At 52.4% G+C, this 17,533-nt stretch carries 16 protein-coding genes and 2 tRNA genes; 9 read left to right on the top strand and 9 right to left on the bottom strand.

Going from position 1 to position 17,533, the window contains the following annotated elements; translation table 11 throughout:
- Window positions 1–39: 39 nt before the first annotated feature.
- The 4 genes from WC7_RS14790 (at window position 40) to WC7_RS14805 (ending at window position 1,820) form a co-directional block, all read left to right on the top strand.
- The gene (locus WC7_RS14790; RefSeq protein ID WP_016152944.1) at window positions 40–522 is read left to right on the top strand and encodes a glutathione peroxidase; all 483 of its coding nucleotides are present in this window, start codon (window positions 40–42) and stop codon (window positions 520–522) included.
- A 199-nt stretch (window positions 523–721) separates the two neighbouring features.
- A tRNA-Val gene (locus tag WC7_RS14795) sits at window positions 722–798 on the top strand.
- 4 nt (window positions 799–802) lie between these two features.
- A tRNA-Val gene (locus WC7_RS14800) sits at window positions 803–879 on the top strand.
- 200 nt (window positions 880–1,079) lie between these two features.
- Window positions 1,080–1,820, top strand: coding sequence for a substrate-binding domain-containing protein (locus tag WC7_RS14805; RefSeq protein ID WP_016152943.1), 741 nt, complete (start codon window positions 1,080–1,082; stop codon window positions 1,818–1,820).
- On the opposite strand, the gene WC7_RS14810 is transcribed toward WC7_RS14805, so the two are convergent.
- The 4 genes from WC7_RS14810 to puuE form a co-directional block, all read right to left on the bottom strand.
- Window positions 1,789–2,541: an ABC transporter ATP-binding protein gene (locus tag WC7_RS14810; protein ID WP_016152942.1), complete on the bottom strand. Its 753-nt coding sequence runs from the start codon at window positions 2,539–2,541 to the stop codon at window positions 1,789–1,791. The genes WC7_RS14805 and WC7_RS14810 overlap by 32 nt on opposite strands.
- Window positions 2,538–3,542: a FecCD family ABC transporter permease gene (locus tag WC7_RS14815; protein WP_016152941.1), complete on the bottom strand. Its 1,005-nt coding sequence runs from the start codon at window positions 3,540–3,542 to the stop codon at window positions 2,538–2,540. Before WC7_RS14815 ends, WC7_RS14810 begins: the two co-directional genes overlap by 4 nt.
- On the bottom strand, window positions 3,529–4,584 hold the full coding sequence (locus tag WC7_RS14820; RefSeq protein WP_016152940.1) for an ABC transporter substrate-binding protein: 1,056 nt from the start codon (window positions 4,582–4,584) through the stop codon (window positions 3,529–3,531). The genes WC7_RS14815 and WC7_RS14820 overlap by 14 nt, the downstream gene beginning before the upstream one ends.
- A 175-nt stretch (window positions 4,585–4,759) precedes the next feature.
- Window positions 4,760–6,022 carry a 4-aminobutyrate transaminase gene (gene puuE / locus WC7_RS14825; RefSeq protein ID WP_016152939.1) on the bottom strand — a complete coding sequence of 421 codons (1,263 nt, stop codon included), beginning with the start codon at window positions 6,020–6,022 and terminating at the stop codon, window positions 4,760–4,762.
- 106 nt (window positions 6,023–6,128) lie between these two features.
- Between puuE and WC7_RS14830 the strand changes: the two genes are divergently transcribed.
- Window positions 6,129–7,604, top strand: coding sequence for a MocR-like pyridoxine biosynthesis transcription factor PdxR (locus tag WC7_RS14830; protein WP_016152938.1), 1,476 nt, complete (start codon window positions 6,129–6,131; stop codon window positions 7,602–7,604).
- A 47-nt stretch (window positions 7,605–7,651) separates the two neighbouring features.
- Here WC7_RS14830 and WC7_RS14835 read toward each other — a convergent pair whose 3' ends face one another.
- From WC7_RS14835 to WC7_RS14850, 4 genes are all read right to left on the bottom strand, one after another.
- Window positions 7,652–8,860, bottom strand: a complete 1,209-nt coding sequence (locus WC7_RS14835; RefSeq protein ID WP_016152937.1) for a c-type cytochrome — start codon at window positions 8,858–8,860, stop codon at window positions 7,652–7,654.
- 3 nt (window positions 8,861–8,863) lie between these two features.
- On the bottom strand, window positions 8,864–10,756 hold the full coding sequence (locus WC7_RS14840) for a flavin monoamine oxidase family protein (RefSeq protein WP_016152936.1): 1,893 nt from the start codon (window positions 10,754–10,756) through the stop codon (window positions 8,864–8,866).
- An 88-nt stretch (window positions 10,757–10,844) separates the two neighbouring features.
- The gene (locus tag WC7_RS14845; RefSeq protein ID WP_016152935.1) at window positions 10,845–11,318 is read right to left on the bottom strand and encodes an ester cyclase; all 474 of its coding nucleotides are present in this window, start codon (window positions 11,316–11,318) and stop codon (window positions 10,845–10,847) included.
- 11 nt (window positions 11,319–11,329) lie between these two features.
- Window positions 11,330–12,757, bottom strand: a complete 1,428-nt coding sequence (locus WC7_RS14850) for a gamma-aminobutyraldehyde dehydrogenase (RefSeq protein ID WP_016152934.1) — start codon at window positions 12,755–12,757, stop codon at window positions 11,330–11,332.
- Window positions 12,758–13,071: 314 nt separating this feature from the next.
- Here WC7_RS14850 and WC7_RS14855 point away from each other — a divergent pair, with 314 nt between their 5' ends.
- Together WC7_RS14855 and WC7_RS14860 are read left to right on the top strand one after the other, a co-directional pair.
- On the top strand, window positions 13,072–13,797 hold the full coding sequence (locus WC7_RS14855; protein ID WP_016152933.1) for a FadR/GntR family transcriptional regulator: 726 nt from the start codon (window positions 13,072–13,074) through the stop codon (window positions 13,795–13,797).
- A 24-nt stretch (window positions 13,798–13,821) separates the two neighbouring features.
- Window positions 13,822–14,520 carry a cache domain-containing protein gene (locus tag WC7_RS14860; protein WP_016152932.1) on the top strand — a complete coding sequence of 233 codons (699 nt, stop codon included), beginning with the start codon at window positions 13,822–13,824 and terminating at the stop codon, window positions 14,518–14,520.
- 21 nt (window positions 14,521–14,541) lie between these two features.
- Here WC7_RS14860 and WC7_RS14865 read toward each other — a convergent pair whose 3' ends face one another.
- Window positions 14,542–16,023, bottom strand: coding sequence for an APC family permease (locus WC7_RS14865; RefSeq protein ID WP_016152931.1), 1,482 nt, complete (start codon window positions 16,021–16,023; stop codon window positions 14,542–14,544).
- A gap of 331 nt (window positions 16,024–16,354) precedes the next feature.
- Between WC7_RS14865 and WC7_RS26665 the strand changes: the two genes are divergently transcribed.
- Together WC7_RS26665 and WC7_RS14870 are read left to right on the top strand one after the other, a co-directional pair.
- Window positions 16,355–16,495 carry a hypothetical protein gene (locus WC7_RS26665; protein WP_016152930.1) on the top strand — a complete coding sequence of 47 codons (141 nt, stop codon included), beginning with the start codon at window positions 16,355–16,357 and terminating at the stop codon, window positions 16,493–16,495.
- Window positions 16,496–16,699: 204 nt separating this feature from the next.
- A complete protein-coding gene (locus WC7_RS14870; protein ID WP_016152929.1) occupies window positions 16,700–17,533 on the top strand; it encodes an ABC transporter substrate-binding protein in 834 nt (277 codons plus the stop codon).

Raw genomic sequence — 17,533 nt, 5'->3', positions numbered from 1 at the left:
AATAAAATGAGTAATGCGATCTTATTTGAGGATTCCGGCATGATCACCTTTTATCAACTTACAGCCACCCGTCTGCATGGTGAGCCCGTCTCTATGGCCGACTATGCTGGCAAACTGGTTCTGGTGGTCAATACTGCCAGCCATTGTGGCTTCACGCCGCAATATGCAGGCCTCGAAGCGCTTTACAAGAAGTACGCCGCGCAGGGTCTGGTGGTGCTTGGTTTCCCCTGCAACCAGTTCGGTAATCAGGAGCCCGGCGGGGCCGACGAAATCTCGCAAACCTGTCACATCAACTACGGTGTGAGCTTCCCGATATTTGAGAAAGTGGAAGTCAACGGTGCGGCTACGCATCCGGTGTTTCGTTACCTGAAAAACGAATTACCCGGCGTGCTGGGTGGGCGTATTAAGTGGAATTTCACTAAGTTCCTGATCGGGCGTGACGGCAAACCGCTCAAGCGTTTTGCGCCGTTCACTACCCCTGAGAAAATAGAAACCGCGATCCTTGCTGCGCTTAAAGTCTGAGCGCACCTGTCATTCAAACCGTCCCCATTATGCCCCTGCTCACTGTCTGAATAAAAAACACGCTGCAAAATCAACAAAATATAATCAACTTGCTTAATTACTCTGCAATCGCGTGAGTTCAGGAAGAAAAATGCTATTTCCCTCTTGCCTCATTCGGTCTGTGCCGCTAATATTCGTCCCCGTTGTCACCTACAACGTTGCGTTCATAGCTCAGTTGGTTAGAGCACCACCTTGACATGGTGGGGGTCGTTGGTTCGAGTCCAATTGAACGCACCATCTTGCGTCCGTAGCTCAGTTGGTTAGAGCACCACCTTGACATGGTGGGGGTCGGTGGTTCGAGTCCACTCGGACGCACCAAATTATTTCTATGATTTGGTGCTATTTCCCTTCGTTACACCTCATAATTTCTTTTTATTGCCTCCTGTTCGTAACCTTAAGCTTAATCATTACTCCGTATGATGCTGGCACAAAGCGATAGGCCAAAGTCTTCTAAACTCTATGCTCAGCGCGTATCATTTATCCTCTTCGCAAACCTTTTTCGTCAGAGATCGGATACCATGCCCTCTTCCATTATTCTGTTTGCCGCGGGCAGTTTACGCCTGGCATTTGCCCCTTTGATAAGCCAGTTCTCGCGCCATAGCGGAATAGACGTGAAGGTGGAATATGGTCCGGCCGGTTTATTACGCGAGCGTATTGAAGCCGGTGAACCGTGTGCGCTCTTTGCCTCAGCCAATCGGGAGCACCCGCAACGCCTGCTGGCTTTGCAAAAAGCTGTCCTCACGCAAACCTTTAGCTGGAATCAACTGAGTCTGGTCAGCAACCGAAACGGCGCCTGGCTGGATTTGCTCCGCGACCCAACGCTACGAATAGGTACATCCACGCCCGTCTGCGATCCTTCCGGAGACTATACCTGGGCATTTTTCGACAATATGGATGTACTGGAGCCAGGACTCGGACAACAGCTTCGGGCGCGCGCCATCCCGCTGGTTGGTGGGCGTGATACGGTGAAAATCCCGTCTGGTGAACTGGCGAGCGCCTGGATCCTTCGCCAGGGACTGGCCGATCTGTTTATCGGCTACGCGCATTACGCGAAAACGCTGCACGCCCAACCCGACGTGCATTATGTAGCTATCCCTGATGAGCACAATATTCGCTGCGAATACCAACTGGCGGTGCTCGACGCATCCAACGAGGTGATGGCGCTGGTTAAATTCATGCTCTCCAACGGCGGTCAGGCGTTTCTTACCGCCGCCGGGTTTTTACCTCTTAACGACGAACAGAAAACAGCGGTGCGATAAACGGCGTCGGGTGGTTCTCTACACTGAGTTTTCGCAGCGGTAAGCCAAAGGCCAGGAACAGATTCTCTTCCGTCACAATGCTGTCCGTTGGCCCTGCCCGCCATTTTCCTTCGGAGAGCAGCAGCAAAGTATGGGTGGCTATTTGTAACGCATGCAGCGGATCGTGGGTCGAAAAAAGAATGCTGCATCCCTGTAGATGGGCCAGATCGCTGATGAGCTGAAGCACCACCTGCTGATTGGCGAGATCCAGCGCGGAGCACGGTTCATCAAGCAGCAGCGTTTGACACTCCGTCACCAGCGCCCGGGCTATCATCACCAGTTGCTGTTGCCCCCCGGAAAGTGAGCTAAACGAGTGGGAAGCAAGCTGGGCAATATTTAACTGCTCCAGCGCCTGGGTCGCTCTTTGTTGATCCTGCTGGCTGGGTTGCGCAAAAAGCTTCACGTGCTTTGCCCGCCCCATCAGCACCACGTCGCTCACCGTATAAGGAAATGGCAGGTGGCAATGCTGCGCCACAATCCCTATCCCGCCGTCATTTTCAATGCTGCCGTCCAAAGCTGGTAGCGTGCCGGTTAGCGTATCGAGCAGCGTACTTTTACCCAGGCCGTTACGTCCCAGCACAGCCCAGATCTCACCTTTCTGGCAACTGAATGTAAGCGGCTCAAATAGCGGCGCGCGATACCCATAGGTAAGCGTATTTACACGCAATGCGGCAGGTTTCATGATATCTCCCGGCGGCTGGAGCGGATGAGTAAAAAAGCAAACAGCGGCGCGCCGAATAATGCGGTGATGATCCCAAGCGGTATCTCCGCGTGCATCAGGGTACGCGCAATATCATCCACCACAATCATAAAACCGCCTCCCATCCAGAAGGCGCACGGCAGTAGACGCCGATGATCAACCCCCACCAGCAAACGCGCCAGATGCGGAATAACCAGCCCAACCCAGGCGATACTGCCGCTGACCGCTACCTGAGCGGCGACTAAAAAAGCGCAGCACAGCAAAACGCTGCGTCGCAGAGGAACTACCGCGACGCCTAGCGATCGGGCATCTTTATCATTGAGTGATAACAGGTTTATCCGCCAGCGTAGCTGGTACAAAACTGTCGCAGCGATACCAACTGGAATCGCCAACAGCAGAACTTTATGCCAGTTAGCCGTCGCAAAGCTGCCGAGCAGCCAGAACACGATATTGGGTAACGTTTCTTCGGTATCAGCCTGATACTGAATCAGGCTCACCAGCGCGGCAAAAAAACCACTCAAAATGATACCCGACAGGATCAGCACCAGCGTATTCTCCAGCCCCTGCAGCGCAGCAATGGCATACACCAGGACCAGCGCCGTCAGACCGAAGAAAAACGTTGAACCCATCATCAACCACGGCGACAGGCCGAGCAGAATAGCCAGCGTTCCGCCAAAAGCGGCCCCGGACGTCACGCCAATAATATGCGGGTCGACCAGCGGATTATGAAATACCCCTTGCAGCGTCGCGCCACATAACCCCAACGCCCCACCCGCCAGCAGCGCCATCAGAATTCGCGGTAGCCTGACCGTCCAGATAACCTGACCGGCAATCCCTTCAGCGTCGCTATAGTGCATCAGGTGATAAAAGACTTCGCTTAACGACAGCGGATATTGTCCGAGGCACAACGAACCAAGGCCCAGCAACAGGACCGTCGCGATTAAGAGTGGTTGCTGGGGTAAAATGTGGTTACTTAACTGCATCAGGCTGCCAGTTCACACGATAAAAACGCTGATAGTAGTCTTGCGCCTGCGCATCAACATCCACGTCTTTATAGGCGTCCGGGTACAGTTTTTTGGCCATCCACAGCTCACCAATCGCCAACGCTTCAGGCATCGGATAGCCCCAGGCTTTGGCGTACTCAGGCATCAACCAGACGCGATGATTTTTCACCGCATCAATCCCCTGCCAGTTAGGATCGTTTTGGATCTCCGTTACCACCTGCGGGTAGCGATCCTGAACAAAAATTACCTGCGGGTTCCACGCCAATACCTGTTCCAGCGCAACCTGACGGGCGCCTTTTACACTGGCAGCCGCCACGTTTAGCCCACCCGCGTGCTGCATCATGAGTCCCGTGTACTTCCCGGAGCCGTAAGTCATCAGGTCGGGGTTAGCCATATAAATACGGACTTTTTGCGCATCCGGGATTTTTGCGACCGGCGCATTGAATTTTGCCCGTGCCGCAAATACGTAGTCGATCAACGTCTCAGCTTGCGGTTTGCGCCCCACGACGTCCGCAATCAGGCGAATCCCCTGCTTTAACCCTTCGTTGTAGACCTGCTCTTCATCGGCCATGGTCGGGTTCATTTTATTCTGTTGCCCGGCTGCATCCTTGCGCAATGAGATTGCCACGACCGGAATACCGGCGTTCTGAATCTGCTGGATCATCTCCGCAGGCGCATAGTTGGCGACAAAAACCACCTGTGGATGAATCGCCAGTAGGCTTTCAATATTCACGCTGGTGAGATCGCCCGGCGTCGGCAATGTGGCAATTGTCGGCATAAAGCGCGCAAACTCAGGCCCGAGCTGTTTTTTCCAGCTCGACATCACGCCAATAATGTCCTGCTGAGCATTAAGCTGGACCAGAATATTCAGCGTCTGGTGTTGCAGCACGACCACTTTGTCGACGTGGTCCGGAATCGTGATCTGACGACCAAGCTGGTCGGTAATCGTACGGTCGGCCTGGGCAGAAAACGCAAACAACATGCTGGCGCATACCAGCACAAAAGAGCGGAAAGTTAACATGGGATACCATCTGGATAGCGGAGTAAAAACGATGTGCATTAAATTATATAACGATATAACAGGCAACCCATTCGCGATAAATACCGCACGACACACGAGGAAGATCAATTTATGCCGACAAAAAAGCCGACGGTGATGACCACCGTCGGCTGTGGGTAACACTATGACTAACAGATTATTTGGTTGCCGCTTTAATGATATCGAGCGCTTTGGCGAACTGATCCTGCGGGATCGTCAGCGGATAAAGGAAACGAATAACGTTGCCATACTGACCGCAGGTCAGCAGCAGTAATCCTTGCTCAAGGGCTTTCTTCTGCACGCGTTGTGCGGCGGCTGCGTTGGGTTCTCCCGTCGCTGCGTCACAGAATTCAGCGGCGATCATAGAGCCTAAGCCGCGCACTTCGGCCAGTTCAGGACACCCGGTTTGCGCGTCAGTCAGAGTGGCGCGCAGTTGTTCGCCAAGAGCTGCCGCACGCTGGCACAGCTGTTCATCACGAATGATATCCAGCACCGCATGAGCTGCCGCAATTGACAGCGGGTTTCCGGCGTAGGTTCCGCCCAGACCACCCGGCGCAGGCGCATCCATAATTTCAGCTTTGCCCACGACGCCAGACAGCGGCATACCGCCTGCAAGGCTTTTTGCCATAGTCATCAGGTCAGCTTTGTCAGCGTAGTGGTCCATCGCAAACAACTGGCCCGTACGGGCAAACCCGCTTTGCACCTCATCGGCGATCATCACGATGCCATGCTCGTCGCAAATACGGCGGATGGCAGCCACAAACTCCGGCGGCGCCACCACGAAGCCCCCTTCACCCTGGACGGGTTCGAAAATAATCGCCGCGACCTGGGTGGGATCGATATCGGCTTTAAACAGGCGCTCAATCGCTTTGATGGAGTCCGCCGTAGAAATCCCCTGCAACTCGCAAGGATACGGTGCGTGGTAAACCGAGCCAGGGAACGGGCCGAACCCTTTTTTATACGGTGCCACCTTGCCGGTTAACGCCATCGTCATGTAGGTACGCCCATGAAAACCGCCGCCAAAAGCAATAACGCCAGGACGGCCGGTATGTGCGCGCGCAATTTTCACCGCATTTTCGACCGCTTCAGCCCCGGTGGTGAAGAATGTGGTTTTGCGCTTGCCGTCGATTGGCGCAACGGCGTTGATTTTCTCCGCCAAAGACACATAGCTTTCGTACGGGACAATCTGATAAGCCGTATGGGTAAAAGCCTGCAGTTGCGCTTCGACTGCCTGCACCAGGCGAGGATGACGGTGTCCGGTGTTCAGCACGGCAATCCCGGCGGCAAAATCAATGTACTGATTGCCCTCGATATCGGTAATTGTGCTGTTTTCTGCTGACTGGGCATAAAAATCACACATTACACCTACGCCACGCGGGGTGGCATCCAGACGACGTTGTTGCAGGTTTTTATTGTTCATTCTCTACACCTTGTCCATTAATACATTTAGGTTGAATTACCCTTTAAATTTAGACGCCATCTGGTACTTTAATCGAGAGCCAAATCGTTTTATTTTAAGGATCCAAATGCGTTCACTTGCCGGAGATGTGATCAAGCAGGCATTTAGCCAGCAGACCGATGAAAAGCTGCATCGTCGCCTGTATGCCGCCATCTGCAGTTGCATCCTCGAAGGTAGCCTGAAACCGGCTACCCGAATGCCTCCGTCCCGTGACCTGGCAGGCGAACTGACGCTATCGCGCAATACCATCCTGCGGGTTTACGAGCAATTGCAGGCCGAAGGTTATATTTCCGCGCGCACCAGCAGCGGCACATTTGTCACCGACAGCGTGCTGGACAATCTCGACCTGCGTCCCCACAAAGAGCCCGTTGCCGCCACACTGGAGGATCACACCCGCTTATCTGCCCGCTGCCTTGAGCTGCTGGGCCATGCCAGCGCCAGCCCTCGTCAATGGGGCGCATTTATTCCAGGCGTACCTGATGTGGAGCATTTCCCTCACCGGGTGCTCAAAAAAATTCAGGATCGGCTGGCGAGACGGTTACGCCCGGAGTTTCTCACGTACGATGCCGCAGGCGGCGTGACTGAGCTGAAAGAAGCGCTGGCAGACTATCTGCGCACCGCACGCGGGGTGCGGTGTTCACCGGAGCAAATTCTGATTACTGAAGGTATTCACCAGGCGCTGGATCTGGTGACCCGGACGCTATGCAACCCGGGGGATAACGCCTGGATTGAGGAGCCGGGCTACTGGGGAATCAAAAATATTCTGCGCATCAATGCGGTTAACTTTTCGGCGATCCCGGTTGATGAACAAGGTATGGTGCCGCCGGAGGCTGGCGAATCCGCGCCAAAGCTGATTTTTGTGACACCGTCACATCAATATCCGCTCGGTTCGGTAATGAGCCTCAACCGCCGTCGGGCACTTCTCTTTCGCGCACGTGAAACGCGAAGCTGGATAGTGGAAGATGACTACGACAGCGAATTTCGCTTTTCCGGCCAGCCAATTCCATCATTGCAGGGACTGGAAGAAGAGACGCCGGTCATCTATATCGGGACATTCAGTAAAACACTCTATCCCGCACTGCGGCTCGGGTATGTGGTACTGCCCAAACCGCTCGCCGCGCCGCTGAAGAAGGTTCATAACGACCTCTATCGTGGTGGACATTTGCTGATTCAGGCAGCGCTGGCGGAGTTTATCCGCGAGGGTTACTACGCGGCGCACATTCGTAAAATGCGCCAGTTGTACAGTCGTCGCCGCCAGACGTTGGTGGAGCTTATCAGCCGCCAGTTGGGCGAGCAGTATCTTGGCTCCTTCAGCAGCAACGCCGGGCTGCACATGATTCTACAGTTGCCCGTCGGGAGCGATGACGTTGTCATTGCCCAACAGGCAAATGCGCAAGGGCTGCTGGTGCGCCCGCTGTCTCGCTATTACGTGAATGAAGAGAAACGCAGCGGCCTGCTGCTGGGATTTGCCAGTATCGAAGAGCATGAAATGGCGTCGGCGTTTACCCGACTGGTGGGTATTATCAGAATAAACGCCGTTTAAGCACTGCCGGATGGCGCGGCAAGCACCTTGTCCATCCGACATGCTGTTTAATGTGACGCTTTTTTAATTCCTGCCAGGTCCTTCTGGCTTACTTCGCCGTTCCCTTCTCCCCAACTTTTACGCACGTAATTAATCACGTCGCGCATTTCGTTGTCGCTTAACATGCCACCGTAAGCCGGCATCTTAAAGGAGACGCTGCCACGCGTTGTCGGTGTTTCTGCGCCGTGGGCAATCACTCTGAATAGCGGCGTCGGGTCATCAACCATCACCAGCGGATTGTTGATCAAAGAAGGTGCGTTATCATCCGTACCTTTCCCCTCCAGACCGTGACAGGTGGAGCAGTAGCGGTTATAGGTCACTTTGCCCGCCTCGGGTGAATTCGACCAGGACACCGTAGTTGCCGCTGCGCGCACCGTTTCAGGCTTCTCGCTTTTCAGGCTCAGCAGATATTGCGCGATCGCCGTGGCATCGTCATCGGTCAGGTACTGTGTACTCTGCGTGACGACTTCTGCCATCGAACCTGAAACCGCGGCATGCTTGCTTTTACCGGTCAGCAACAGCGATTTTAATTCCTGCTCAGACATTCCCGTGCCGCGCAGCGAAGGCGCATACCAGCCGTCGATCATCGCGCCGCTCAGGTACTCGGCATCAGCATTGGTATACGCTTTTTCGTTCATCGCCATGCCTCTCGGGGTATGGCAAGAACCGCAGTGTCCGGGACCTTCCACCAGATAAGCGCCCCGTTTTACTAACGCAGCGTTGTCATCCGTTTTTGCACGCTCTACAGCCGTCGCTGGCCCGTCGGTAAATAGCCAGTTCCAGATATGCAGCGGCCAGCGGGCGGAGAGTAGCCACGGAATGGCATTCTCTTTATTGGGCTGCGCAGAGGGGGTGACATCATGCATTAAATAGCGATACAACGCCTGTACATCGTCATCAGAAAGTTTCGCGTAAGAGGGATAAGGCATGGCCGGATATAACGGATGACCATCTTTGGCAATTCCCTGACGTACGGCCTTGTCAAAATCCTCGTATGAGTAATTACCAATACCCTGGGTTTTGTCTGGGGTAATGTTGGTCGAATAAATATCCCCTACCGGAGTAGGAAACTTTTTGCCACCCGCCATCGCCGCCCCCCCTTCGGTGGTATGACAGGCCACACAGTCAGAGATACGGGCGATATATTCGCCATTAGATTCCGCTGCACTCACAGAGGCGGTAAACAAACAGGCGGCAAGAACGGTTACGTTACGCATAGATCACCCCATATCCTTGAGTTCATTAACCGCACGCCATGCCTGGTCGATGGCCGTATGGGCATAAGCGCCCCAGTCAGAATCGGAATTAGCGATGGCAATGCGACCAACTGGCTGACGCGCCCGCTCGATAATTTCTGGCATTTTATCCATATCATCGAACAACGCGTTGGCGTAATACGCATAGCCATGCGCCCAGCGGTTAACCGTAATGGCGGAGATATCGCGTTGATTATCAAAGCCCGTTGAGCCAAACATTTCCTGCAACTGGGAGCGAATCATCTCCTCATGCGTCGCAAATGTGGTCCCCAGTAAATACGCTCGCCCCAGACGGAATTGCTCTCTGGCCGACAGATTACTGCCCGGATAAGTAGGCACATAGACCATGTGAATGACCATCGGATCGTCCGGTGAGGCCGGGTGTTGATACCCGCCGATGCTGACCGGATAGTCGAGCTTAATCCGGCTGTATGGTGCCGCCGGAGAGTAAAATTCATGCACGCCAAGCTGTTTGAACGCCTGCCAGTTTTTGACCACCACGTTGGTGTACACCAGCGGAGCCTTCACGTTCAGTTTGAGATCCGCCTGCTGCTGTTCCGGCATCTCAGGCACCAGATACGGGATCATCATGTTATAGCCCGCCATGATGGTGTTTTTACCGCGCACGCGATGCATTTTGCCGTCACGCAGATAGGTCACCACCACGCCATCCTTTGTGTTGGCCGCATTAATCACCGTGCTATTCAGACGCAAGCGCGTGGTGTTTTCCGGCAGATCCAGCTTTTCATAATGCAGTCTGGCAAGGACGGAGTCTTCCATCGTGTTACCCGGTAGCGCATCCGGCAGCATATACCTGACTAACAGTCGGGCCAGCCCGGCGTTACCGTCAGGGAAATGGTAAACATACGGCTCTTCGAGGTCGGCCAGCGACTCGCCGTCCAACGGCGGTATTCCCAGCGCCTCCATGCCGGGTAATGCGCACGCCCTGGCATCGCTACAGGAAATGCCTTCAATGCCGATGGCAAAGAAGTCATTAGAACGCTGCTGAAAATAGAGCAGCGCCATTTTGCTCAAACCAACTTTTGTGGCCAAAAATTCACTGTAGCTGTGGGTATCCAGCCATTCCATTTTCTCATCGACCGTCATGCCCGGAAGATAATCGCCAGGATGGACGTGCAGGTCGATCAACGCCTTTCGGTCGTGCTCACTTAGCGGAAAATCATTGATAAAGTCTTCAATTTTACGGCCATAGAGCCTGTTCGGCGGGATATCATCAGATACCGCGCGCCCCGGATCGCCGCTGACGATTTTTGTCTCGCCAAAATTCTTTTTGTCGAAGAACACGCCGCGACTGAGCTGCCAGTCGGGGTAGAAGTTTACGTCAAAGCTCTCTTTTAACCGCGTGACGCTGACGCCCACGGTTTCCATCAGTTTTTGCACCTCAGGGCTGAAATTGTGCGCGGGCGACTGGAATGCTTCGCTGCCGCCATAGCCGAGTAATTTCTTACCTGAGCTCGTAAATTCGTTACGTTTGGCGTGCCCGCCAAAATCGTCATGGTTATCGAGGATCAGGATCCGGCTATTTTGCCCGGTAAGCTGGCGCCAGAAACAACCGGCAGCCAGCCCGCTAATACCGCCGCCCACAATCACCAGATCGTACTCTTCCTCAACGGGCAGAGCGTTTAAATCAAAATGTTTATGCTCGCGGCCTACTGCATGCGCCATTTCAAACGATCCAGGATGATTACCCCGCAGCCCCGTCAGCCCTGGCGGATAATAATTTCCATCTATAAATGCGTTTCCCTTTCCTGCCGCCCTGACCCATTCCAGCGGGGTAAGCCCCGCCGCAATAGTCACCGCGACGCCGTTGAGAAAATCACGTCTGGTAATTGCCATTAACTTTTTTCCTTATTGCTACACACTGCCCTAAATACGACACAAATAAGAGATGTCCCCCTTCATAGTAATAAAGGGGGACAGCCGACTATTTCCCTGGCTTTAACTCTTCATCCAGTTTTTTAGAATCATAATAATCGCCCTGCCAGGTGATTTTACCTGCTTTAACATGAATATAGCTGACACCTTCAAATTTTATCGGATTATTTGTCGGCGGACTCCCTGCCCATTCACCACTATTTTTGCCTGAAAATTCCCAACGAAACGCCACGGTATCTTCGTCGTAAACGGGTTTGCCGACCATTTTCCAGCTCAGATCTGGCACCGCCTTAATAAAGGCACCGATAACCTCTTTTTCAGCTTTTTCTCTGCCATTTATCGGCTCGCCAGCGGCGGCATCATAATAGACTGCGTCATCAGCAAGATATTGCGCGGCTCGCGAAGCATCGTGTGCATTCCAGGCCGCCATGTACTCTTTAACGGTATTCAGCGATGTGCTTTCTGCCAGGCTATAGCCCGAGAACATCACGAATGAAAGCACCGCTATGTTTAATGTTTTCATCGACATCCTCTCTATTCAGAAATGTCACACATGATATGTTTCACCCGGGTATATTCTTCGAGCGAATAGGATGAGAGATCTTTGCCATAACCCGATTTTTTGAACCCGCCGTGCGGCATTTCGGCGCACAGAGGAATGTGATTGTTAATCCACACGGTGCCAAAATCGAGGTCAATGCTGAAGCGCTGTGCGCGACCATGGTTACTGGTCCAGACGCTGGCGGCCAGACCATATTCCACATCATTCGCTTTGTGTAGACCCTCTTCATCAGTCGAAAACGGTTGAATAGTCATTACCGGTCCAAATACTTCATGCTGAATAGCTTCGTCATGTTGATGCAATCCGGAGACGATCGTCGGCTCAAAATAGAAGCCCGGACCCGGCCCGGCACGCCCACCCGTTTCAATTTTTGCATGTGCCGGTAAACGCGCAATAAAGCCTTTCACCTGCTCCAGTTGGTTTTTACTGTTCAATGCGCCATATAGCGCAGCCTGATCCGCTGGCGGTCCAAATTTAATACTCTTCGTTTTCTGAACCAGCTTTTCCAGGAATTCAGCGTAGATGGATTGTTCGACCAGAATACGCGTAGCCGCCGTGCAATCCTGGCCAGCATTGAAGAAGCCTGCCGTGGTAATCGTCGCGATCGCCTTGTCCATATCTGCATCAGCAAACACCACCGCAGGCGCTTTCCCGCCCAATTCCAGATGCGCCTTGGTCAGGTTCGCCGCTGCCGAAGCCGCAACCTGTAGACCCGCGCGGACCGAACCGGTAATTGAAACCAGTGAGGCCTTCGGGTTTGAAACCACCAGCGAACCGGTGCTGGCTTTACCTAATACGACGTTAAACGCCCCTCTTGGGAACAACGGCGCGGCCAGTTCAGCCAACAGCAGCGTGCTGACCGGCGTGGTGTCGCTGGGTTTTAATACGACCGTATTGCCTGCCGCCAGCGCTGGCGCAATCTTCCATACCGCCATCATGAACGGGTAGTTCCATGGCGTGACTTGTCCAACGATACCCAGCGGTTCACGGCGGATAGTCGAGGTAAACCCAGCGGAATATTCCCCTGCCGCTTTCCCTTCAAGACAGCGCGCCGCACCGGCAAAAAAACGGATGGCATCGCAGGATGCCGCGATCTCTTCCTTCTCAATAAAATGGCGAAGCTGACCGGTCTCCTGACTCTGCGCGTTCACCAGCCGCTCAACGTTTCGTTCAATTTCATCTGCCAGTTGCAATAACGCCTTTTGCCGCTGTGCCGGCGTCGATTTTCGCCAGATGCTAAACGCCGCCTCCGCCGCCGAGTAGGCCTGCTCCACCTCTTCCGCATTGGCGTTGGGTGATAATGCGTACGTTTCGCCGTCGACCGGACTCACCAGTTCGAAGGTATCTTCGCTACGACCTGCTACATATTGCCCATTGATAAAATGCTTCAGGGTTTTCATGTCTGTCTCCTGCCCGTTAATACATAAAGAATCTTATGTAATATATATATTGTAAAAGATTTTCAAATGCGCAACATTGACACTATGATAAGCCTCGCATTTTTAACTTAATTTTTACATTTTCGGGATAAGGCTTTTCATCGTGAGCTAACGCGTTTGCTCAGCTCATCATGAGGTTATCGGGACACACATCCGCTTGTGCAGTGACGTTGCGCATAGGCATGTAAAATAACTCGGCCATTCTTACCTTCCTTGCCTGACGGGCATGTGTTAAAAATGGTCGTTGTTTCAGGGAATTGAGTGCAGAAAAGATTATGATTACTCACGCGGTCATATTTGCGCCTATCGGGCAGGTCAGTCGTTCAGACCAGATAGTGCAGCGCCTGTCAAACGCCATTATCACGGGGTTGCTGGAGCCAAAAGAACAGCTCCCCAACGAAACTGATTTGGCAAAGATGATGGGTGTCTCACATATCACTATCAGAGAAGCGCTAAACACGCTTCGGGCTAATAATCTTATCCATACGGTTCGTGGTCGAAATGGCGGGAGCTTCGTTTGCGAAAATATTGATGGCAAAAACAGCGCCCTGCATCCGTTCAAAGCGATCAGTACGGATTATCTTTCTGACCTGGGCGAAATGCATTGCGCCATTATCAGCCATAGCGCAAGGCTGGCTTCCAGACGGATGACCGGCGCGGATATCGCCAAATTTCGCGAGTTTGTTGAGGTGCTCAGCAAGGCAAACTCACCAGAGCTGATGACCCAGGCCGATATGCGCTGTCTACTGGCGATAGCTGCCAGTTCACATTCCGCGCGACTGGCCAATCAGGAGCTGCAGGTCCAGGCTGAATGGGCATCGCTGGTGGCGATACTTTATCGCGCAGACAACATTCATGCCGAAATTATTGCGCTTTACTCGGCACTGGCCGATGCGCTGGCTGCTCACAACGAGGCAGAATCCGTGCAGCTTGCCACACGGATCATCGACTCGTTTACCTATTACCTTATTGAAAAAAAGCTGAAATATAACTCGAACTGACAATCAGTGAAGGCAGGACAGACAATGAGCTCTTCGACATCCTTAAGCGCATTAATTCGTAAGATTGATGATATTACCGCCTCTACCGTAGATTCTACCGTTGCGCTGGCGAGGAGCATCCATGAGGCGATTTCCGGGGTGCAAAAGGCCTCAGCAGAAGTTGTCCTCGATCCATCGGTGAGATCTACCGTTCAGCAACACATCAAGCGCACCCTCAGTAACAATCATTACTGTTCAGGGGCCGGGTTCGCCAGCCATATTGAGAGCACTGCCACCACAAAAGAGTATTGGCTGCTGGAATGGTGGTATAAGAAAGATAATGGTTTGAGTCAGGCGCACCTCGATTTAGATCAGGCCACCCAGCAACGCCTGGATTTCAGAACCTTCGAGTGGTTTAAGCACTCACCTCCGGCAGGAAAAGCCTATATCCACGGCCCCTACGTCGACTATATCTGCAATATTTCCTACACCCTGACCTCGGCAGTGCCGATCTACTACAACGATCAGTTTCTTGGCGTTGCCGCCGTCGATCTGCTGGTCAGTCAGATTGAGGCCGAACTGCTCTCCTGCGCTCATCCTGACTATGTCATTCTGACCAATCTGGAAAACAGAATTATCTTTTCCAGTTGGCCACGTTTTCGCGTGGGTGAATTACTCTCTCCCGCAAACAGTACCGTTGTTTATCAGAGCGACTACTTTATCCTTTATCACTATCAAAACTAAGGGCCCGAAGGCCCTTAGTGTTTAGTTATCCTGCCCCATATTCAGCTTGTTAGCGTAGGCAATGGCGTCGTTTTCCGGTGCCGCAGAGCGACCAAACGGTCGGGTCAGGAACATATAGATAAGCCCGGAGCCAACGACAATCGCTAGGCCGAACAGTACCGTCCAACGATCGATGAAATCGCTGCTGTCTGCCGGTTGCGCCAACAACCAGATCCCACACAATCCATAGGCTAGCGCCAGCACGTTCACAATCACGCCCCAACCGCCAATGGTCCACTCCCCAGCCGGTTTCCAGCCTTTCAGGCGCTGGCGCAGTGCGGCAAGCACAACCATCTGGAACGAGATATAAATACCGATGACGGCAAACGCGGTAATACGCGACAGATTGTCTGGCTGGAAATAGACCCAAACGCAAATGATGACTGGCAGCAGACAGCTAACAACCATCGCATTATCCGGAACACCATTTTTAGAGATCTTTGACATCCACTCACTTCCCGGCAGCATTCTGTCGCGGGAGAAAGAAAAGATAAGGCGGCTTAACGCAGCCTGCAGAGACAAAATGCACGACAGCATCGCCACAATCGCGACGATGATAAAGATAGTTGCGCCGGTTTCACCAAGTGCTTCATTAAGGATGGCCGGAATCGGGTCAGACGTTTTGCCATTCACGATACTGACCAGATTTGGTGAAGCCAGGAGGTATCCCATGACGGAAATAATCGCCGAAATCGCACCAAATACGATGCTCAAAATCATCGCAACCGGGATCTTTTTACTTGGATTCTGTACCTCTTCCGCAACGTTACCGCAGGCCTCAAAGCCAAAGAACATAAACAGCCCCATCAGCGCGGCAGACATAAATGCGGTGGAATAGCTGCCGTCATGCGCCAGCACGCCCATCGAATCAAAAATTACGGAGAATGGCTGCGAACGGTGGAATATCAGCAGATAAATTCCCAGCGCAATCACGCTAACGATTTCACACCAGAAGCCAATTTTTGCGACCCGAGCCAGATTTTTAGTCCCGGACATATTAACAGCCATCATCAAAAGCAGCAGCAGGACGGAAGTCGCCAACATAGTGGCTGGCGTCTGACCATAGTGGAAGAGCGACTCAACAAATGTTGAAGTATATTCCGCGATTGACGTAATGGTGACCACCAGTGCCCACAGGTAAATCCAGGCAGCGATCCACGCATATTTCTTGCCCCATAACCTTCTGGCCCACGGATAAAGCCCGCCGGTTATCGGATACTGGGAAGCGACCTCACCAAAAACCAACGCCACTAAAAGTTGTCCACATGCGACGATTAAAATCCACCAGACTGCGGGCGGCCCCGCCAGCGTTACGGCCAGTGCAAACAGCGAATAGACGGCGGTAAGCGGCGAAAGGTAGGTAAAACCCAACGCAAAGTTTGAAATAAGACCGATCGAGCGATTGAACTGTTCTTTGCCATCTTTTTGAAAATTATCGTTTTTCTTATCAGGTGTCTGTTCCATATAGCTTTCTCTTTTGTGGAATAGTCGCAGGGTTGAACAATTAATGTATAAAAGATATTAAGTTATATGTATAGTGATTTTGTCGCTAATTTGTTAAAAATGATCGCGCATCACGTTAATGAAAAAGTGAAAGTAGAACAGTCGAGGGCACAATCATTTTTCGGTATTTCCGCTTCACGGTTCTTTAGCAATGGCGAATTGTTGGCCAACTGGCGGGTAAACAGGCACCCCGAATTGAGTTCGACGCTAAGTAGCAAGAATCGCTGCTGTTAAGCAACATTTTTGCAATATAATAATATGATGTTAAACGCTGAACCTGAGCAGGTGAATGATGGAAATTGATCTCGATAATCTGGTCTTTGATGGACTGGAAGAAGCGCAAGAGCGTAATGCTGAACGTCTGGAAGATGCTGACAAGAAAGCGCAGGACATTATTGCTGATAATGACTGCGGCGACGCCTGTAAAATCTGATTTCCAAACCGGCGCAATGCCGGTTTTTTTACCGCCAGACTATGCCCCTCCTCTTATCTACATTTCCCATTGCGTTTACCCATTGTTAACACCGTTTTCACTAATAACATTTTGTAAATAGATAAGAATTTTTTCTTATTTTGTCCTGAACGTAAGTTATGGGAGCGTAAAAAGCACAAACCAAAAACGACAGGGATTTACATCATGATGGCAACGAAAACTTATCGCGCTAAAAAAACATTGCTGGCACTCGGCGTGCTGCTGGCCACCGGCATTGCCGCCTCGCAGGCTCAGGCTGACCAACTGGCCGATATCAAAGCCGCAGGCGTAGTAAAAGTTGCGACATTCGACGCGAATCCGCCGTTTGGCTCCGTCGATGCCAAAACGCATAAGATTGTCGGCTATGACGTTGATTTTGCTGAAGCGCTGGCAAAATCCCTCGGCGTAAAACTGGAACTGGTAGCGACTAATCCGGCAAACCGCATTCCTTTATTACAATCCGGTAAAGCCGATTTAATCGTGGCGGATATCACGATTACGCCTGAGCGGGCGCAGGTCATTGACTTCTCCATCCCCTATTTTGTTACCGGGCAGCAGTTCCTGGTACCGGCCAAATCCCCGGACCAGCTCGATGCATACAGCAAAGCGCGAATCGGCGCGGTAAAAGGTACTACCGGTGAGCAGGCGCTACATCAGCGCTTCCCGCAGTCGCGTGTGCTGGCCTACGACGATATTCCACTGGCGTTAACCGCGCTACGCAATGGCAATGTTCAGGCCATCACCCAGGACAGTACGATTCTGGCCGGTCTATTAAGCGGTGCGCCGGATAAAGCAGATTTCAAAATTCTGCCTGATCTGTTGAGCAAAGAAGAGATCGGCGTGGGAGTGAAAAAAGGTGAGCCAGCGCTGTTAAAAGCCGTCAATGATGAGCTTTTGAGGCTGGAATCTACCGGGCAGGCGGCAAAAATTTATGATGTCTGGTTTGGCCCTGAAACCAAAAATCCGCAACCCCGCGCCTTTAAAATAGAAGCGAAGTAA

The sequence above is a fragment of the Citrobacter sp. KTE151 genome (genome assembly GCF_000398845.1).
Taxonomy (GTDB): domain Bacteria; phylum Pseudomonadota; class Gammaproteobacteria; order Enterobacterales; family Enterobacteriaceae; genus Citrobacter; species Citrobacter braakii.
Note: the sequence above shows the minus strand (reverse complement) of the source record. Positions and strands in the feature narration are given on the sequence as shown.

Bases quoted from the DNA above. Each gene is read 5' to 3' on its own strand.
- WC7_RS14810 (WP_016152942.1), bottom strand. From the start codon at position 2,541: ATGAAACCTGCCGCATTGCGTGTAAATACGCTTACCTATGGGTATCGC.
- WC7_RS14835 (WP_016152937.1), bottom strand. From the start codon at position 8,860: ATGCGTAACGTAACCGTTCTTGCCGCCTGTTTGTTTACCGCCTCTGTG.
- WC7_RS14850 (WP_016152934.1), bottom strand. From the start codon at position 12,757: ATGAAAACCCTGAAGCATTTTATCAATGGGCAATATGTAGCAGGTCGT.
- WC7_RS14855 (WP_016152933.1), top strand. From the start codon at position 13,072: ATGATTACTCACGCGGTCATATTTGCGCCTATCGGGCAGGTCAGTCGT.
- WC7_RS14790 (WP_016152944.1), top strand. From the start codon at position 40: ATGATCACCTTTTATCAACTTACAGCCACCCGTCTGCATGGTGAGCCC.
- WC7_RS14845 (WP_016152935.1), bottom strand. From the start codon at position 11,318: ATGAAAACATTAAACATAGCGGTGCTTTCATTCGTGATGTTCTCGGGC.
- WC7_RS14815 (WP_016152941.1), bottom strand. From the start codon at position 3,542: ATGCAGTTAAGTAACCACATTTTACCCCAGCAACCACTCTTAATCGCG.
- WC7_RS14805 (WP_016152943.1), top strand. From the start codon at position 1,080: ATGCCCTCTTCCATTATTCTGTTTGCCGCGGGCAGTTTACGCCTGGCA.
- WC7_RS14830 (WP_016152938.1), top strand. From the start codon at position 6,129: ATGCGTTCACTTGCCGGAGATGTGATCAAGCAGGCATTTAGCCAGCAG.
- WC7_RS14865 (WP_016152931.1), bottom strand. From the start codon at position 16,023: ATGGAACAGACACCTGATAAGAAAAACGATAATTTTCAAAAAGATGGC.
- WC7_RS26665 (WP_016152930.1), top strand. From the start codon at position 16,355: ATGGAAATTGATCTCGATAATCTGGTCTTTGATGGACTGGAAGAAGCG.
- WC7_RS14840 (WP_016152936.1), bottom strand. From the start codon at position 10,756: ATGGCAATTACCAGACGTGATTTTCTCAACGGCGTCGCGGTGACTATT.
- WC7_RS14870 (WP_016152929.1), top strand. From the start codon at position 16,700: ATGATGGCAACGAAAACTTATCGCGCTAAAAAAACATTGCTGGCACTC.
- WC7_RS14860 (WP_016152932.1), top strand. From the start codon at position 13,822: ATGAGCTCTTCGACATCCTTAAGCGCATTAATTCGTAAGATTGATGAT.
- WC7_RS14820 (WP_016152940.1), bottom strand. From the start codon at position 4,584: ATGTTAACTTTCCGCTCTTTTGTGCTGGTATGCGCCAGCATGTTGTTT.
- puuE (WP_016152939.1), bottom strand. From the start codon at position 6,022: ATGAACAATAAAAACCTGCAACAACGTCGTCTGGATGCCACCCCGCGT.